3 protein-coding genes are annotated in these 4,068 nt (G+C 27.5%); all 3 read right to left on the bottom strand.

The features are described 5' to 3' along the window. Positions 1-941: 941 nt before the first annotated feature. The 3 genes from J7G74_RS13495 to J7G74_RS13485 all read right to left on the bottom strand — a co-directional run bounded on the left by J7G74_RS13495 (position 942) and on the right by J7G74_RS13485 (position 3,970). Positions 942-1,511: a hypothetical protein gene (locus J7G74_RS13495; RefSeq protein ID WP_297136288.1), complete on the bottom strand. Its 570-nt coding sequence runs from the start codon at positions 1,509-1,511 to the stop codon at positions 942-944. Positions 1,512-1,860: 349 nt separating this feature from the next. Beyond that, positions 1,861-3,231: a metallophosphoesterase gene (locus tag J7G74_RS13490; RefSeq protein WP_297136287.1), complete on the bottom strand. Its 1,371-nt coding sequence runs from the start codon at positions 3,229-3,231 to the stop codon at positions 1,861-1,863. Between the two features lie 361 nt (positions 3,232-3,592). Beyond that, positions 3,593-3,970, bottom strand: coding sequence for a DUF1492 domain-containing protein (locus tag J7G74_RS13485; protein ID WP_297136285.1), 378 nt, complete (start codon positions 3,968-3,970; stop codon positions 3,593-3,595). Positions 3,971-4,068 lie beyond the last annotated feature (98 nt).

Raw genomic sequence — 4,068 nt, 5'->3', positions numbered from 1 at the left:
TTTTTAAGACTGCCGAAAGTGCCGAATAATAACCGAGTATCTTTTTTAGGGTAGCCGAAAAGGCCGATAATTTACCTTTTAGGGAGTCAGAAAAGTCAGAGTACTTCTTTTTAAGAACTCCGAAATCTCCGAATACTCTTTTTAGAGGGCGTAAAATGTGTAGGATAAATTCTATAACCTTAGGGTAATCTTAGGGTAACTATGGACCATTTATTATTAGTACCTAATCCTAACCTTATCCATTTTTAAGATACTCAATCTAATTTAGTAATAAGAAGCTATATCATTGGTATAGATGTTAATCCAAAATTGAATTGAGTTAATTAGGGAGTCTCCAAATCGCCGACGCCCTAATTCAAGGCATCATAAAAGGGAGGAACATTTTGTTACCTCCACAAATCATATTTTACTATTTTTGCTAACACTATCTATGGTAGCGAATTGCGACCTTAGCATCGTAAATTACGAAGCTCATATTATCAGGTGTCGGTTTAGCCGATACCCAAATATCATAAAATCGGTATTACATATAATAGAACGCTTAAAATTGAATTATCTCAAAAATTAAAGGCTCATCAAGTATAAGTAAAAATTTCCTTTTGTTGAAATTCCAAGGGTGTCCTTTAATAAATAATATATTATTGATTTAAAAGGAACAGGGTTCGCGGTCGATTTGGTCGACAGCGGAATATATACACAAAATGCATAATATACATATTTAAAATATAGCTTCTCAATACTGTTTTTGTATTGAGCTAACTTTCCTGTATGGATGGGACGTTTCATCCTACTCAATAAGGTGTCGGTGTTTCAACGTACCCTTTATTTCCTATAGAAGCTATAACGCCGAGAGAAATTTTTCGCTTGATGAACTGACTATTTTTTAGGGACTGTAAAAACTGTAGGTTACTCTTTTTTAAGGACTCCGAAAACTCCGAATACTATATTTTATGAAACCATATAGCATCAAATATTTCATTAAATTCAAGACTTTTAAGTGAGTTGCTATTTAATAGTGCATTTACATATCTAGTGTCATAATTACACTTCTGTATTATAACTGTATCTCTCATAGCTGATAATGCGGTTAATTGTTTCAGTATAAGAGTAAACTTATTATATCTCATGTATTTAGGCTTACAGTTCCAATAAAATCTATAATCAAAGGGTATATGCTTATTTGTTATTGATCTTTTATAATCAATACTTTTTAGAAGCTTGTAAAGTTTATACTCTATTAACGCCATTCCTCCCTCATCATATATATCAGTTCTATTCTTATAAATATTAGTTCCTATACATGATCTACAACTTAATCCTATGGTTTCATTATCCTTTGAATATAATTTAGTTCTTCTTTCTCCGCACTTTGGACAAATCAATAAAGTTTTATGGCCGTATCCAGTCTTTTGTCTATCTAAATATATCTTAGTATTATTTATATTAATACTTTCTTTATTATCATCTATGTATTTCCTTATATCTTTTATATCTAATTCATATAATAACAATTTAAAACCTCCTAAATACTAAGCTAATTTTAGGTGAACTATCCATAAAAAGTTGCACCCATAGTTTACTATAAAACATTGATATTTCAACATTTATATAGATATAAACCTAATTTGACCGCATTTTATTCGTTTTGGAAGTGCTACAAAAGGTTGCACAACTGAATACTAATAAAATATCCATATTTCAACATTTGCCATATTTAAATCTATTATAAAATTGTTGTACTCATTTTATTCGTTTTGGAAACATTCCAAAAAACGTTCATAATAAAACATAAAGGGTAGGAGGACTGCTCCTACCCTTCTGCTTCGCAATATATTAAAATTGCTCATAGAGTGTATTTTACTATTTTGATATATATGTCAAATCTGTATCAAGCTCTTCTTCTCCTTTTTCTACCTTAAATTTATCATTTTTATTAGGATAAATTTCTATAACACTATCTTTATAAGATGTTTTATCAAAATTAACACTTATCCTCATCATATCCATGTCACCATATAAATAACATACTACTTTGTCATCTTTCATAAATACCATTTGTATTTCACTATCTTTTTCTTTTGATATAATACTTTGCCACTTGTATCCAATTGTTTCGTATATTTTTTCTATATTAGTATTTATATCAAATACATAAGCCTTGTCCCACTGAAATGGAGTTACTTCATTTAAATGTATTTCTTTATCTGTTGATTTTAAAGTTGATATATTACATAGTAATTCACCTATAGATTCATCAAACTTACTTGTATTAAATTTTGTTAAATTTACATATTTGTTTACTATATTCCACTCACCATTATTATTTTTTAGTTCAAAAGTTATTTTAGATATGGCCTCTCCATTCTTTCCAGGTTGAGTTACTATAATTTCTTCACCTTGACTATTTTTATAATTATGCTGTTCAAAAGTTTTATGTGTATGACCTGCAACTATTGCATCTATTCCATCTACTTTTTGTGCTATTTCTTGTATTCTATTCCCTGGATTTTTCGGTTGTTTAGGCTTTTCACCACTATGAACTACTGCTATTATTACATCTGGATTTTCTTTTTCTTGCATCACTTTTACCCATTTATTAGCTTCTTCTACTAAGTCATTTATATATAATTCTTCATTATATTGTGGTATATCTTTTAGTTCTCTAGAATCATCACCAGATTCACCTACTTCTTTTATAGTAAGTCCAAGTATACCTACATTTACATTTCCATATTCTGTTTCTATTTTTTTTATGGTATATGGCTCTACATAACTTGTATTATCTTTATTGTAAGTATTTGCTGATAAAACATCTATGTTATATTTTTCAAAGTCTGATACCATACTGTCTAAGTAGAATTTATTGTTTGACACAAACTCATGATTTCCTAGCACTACTGTATCATATCCTGCATCTTTCATTTCTTTTGCTAAGGGCATTTCTATATATTCCTCTTTTCCTTGCTTTATACTATTTTGTCTATCATCAAAATACTTCATCATTGTTGTTCCATAATCCCCCATATCAAAAAAATCACCTGCGTCCACTACTACTGTATTGGAATTGCTTTCTTTTTCTGATTTTATGTATTCACTTATATCATATGATACTTCTCCATGCAAATCTGTAGTTGCTAAAATATTTATTTTTGTTGTATTTGAACTTGTACACCTTGTTATTAGTATTAATATTAGTATCCATACTATCATTAAAATTTTTTTATTTTTCATATCTCCTTTTAATCCCCTCTATTATTGTATATTTTTCCATATGTATCTAATTATATATTATCTTAAATAAATTTACTAATTATTAATATTTTAACTTTGCCAATATAGTTGATTTCTATTTTGAATAAACTTAACATACTAAATTCATATAAAAACATCAAAAACACTGCTGGTGTAGTTCGCAATATATAACAATTGCGACCTTTCTTATATTATAACACCAACTCAATTCTTGTAATGATTTTTGTCAATTTTTACTTTTTAAACATATTAATGTTACTTTAATACACAAGTTTCCTACATATTTAAAATTATTATAAATATCCTTGTAATAAAAAAGCCATTTAAAATAGCTTCTAAACTAAAATAAATGGCTCTCATGCATATCCCTTATACACTTAGGATATATTATTTCACTAACTTTAAATATTAACTTCTTTTTTAACTCATAATATGTGCTTTTAGATACATTTAATTTACACATTATATTAAGAGGTCTTTCTTTATTTATATATAAACTGTCAAATAGACAGTATTCTTCATCACTCATGCTATTAATAGCTATATCTAATTTCTTAATAATTATTTCATGCTTATTCTTAATATATTTCAATTTATCTGCATGATCTATATTCGCCTTTTCTTCCAATTCCAAATTAATAAGCTCTATTACATGCAATGTATTATTATAGTCTTTTAATATTTCTTCTGTCATTTTATAATATTTATCTTTTTTCATATTATCCTCTATAGTAACTCATAAACTCTTTATCTCTTTTTATTTGTTCTTCCTCTAATCTCTTAATAAATTCTAATCTAGAATTACAATAACCGTTA

It is taken from the genome of Terrisporobacter sp., assembly GCF_017888745.1.
GTDB lineage: Bacteria > Bacillota > Clostridia > Peptostreptococcales > Peptostreptococcaceae > Terrisporobacter.
Note: the sequence above shows the minus strand (reverse complement) of the source record. Positions and strands in the feature narration are given on the sequence as shown.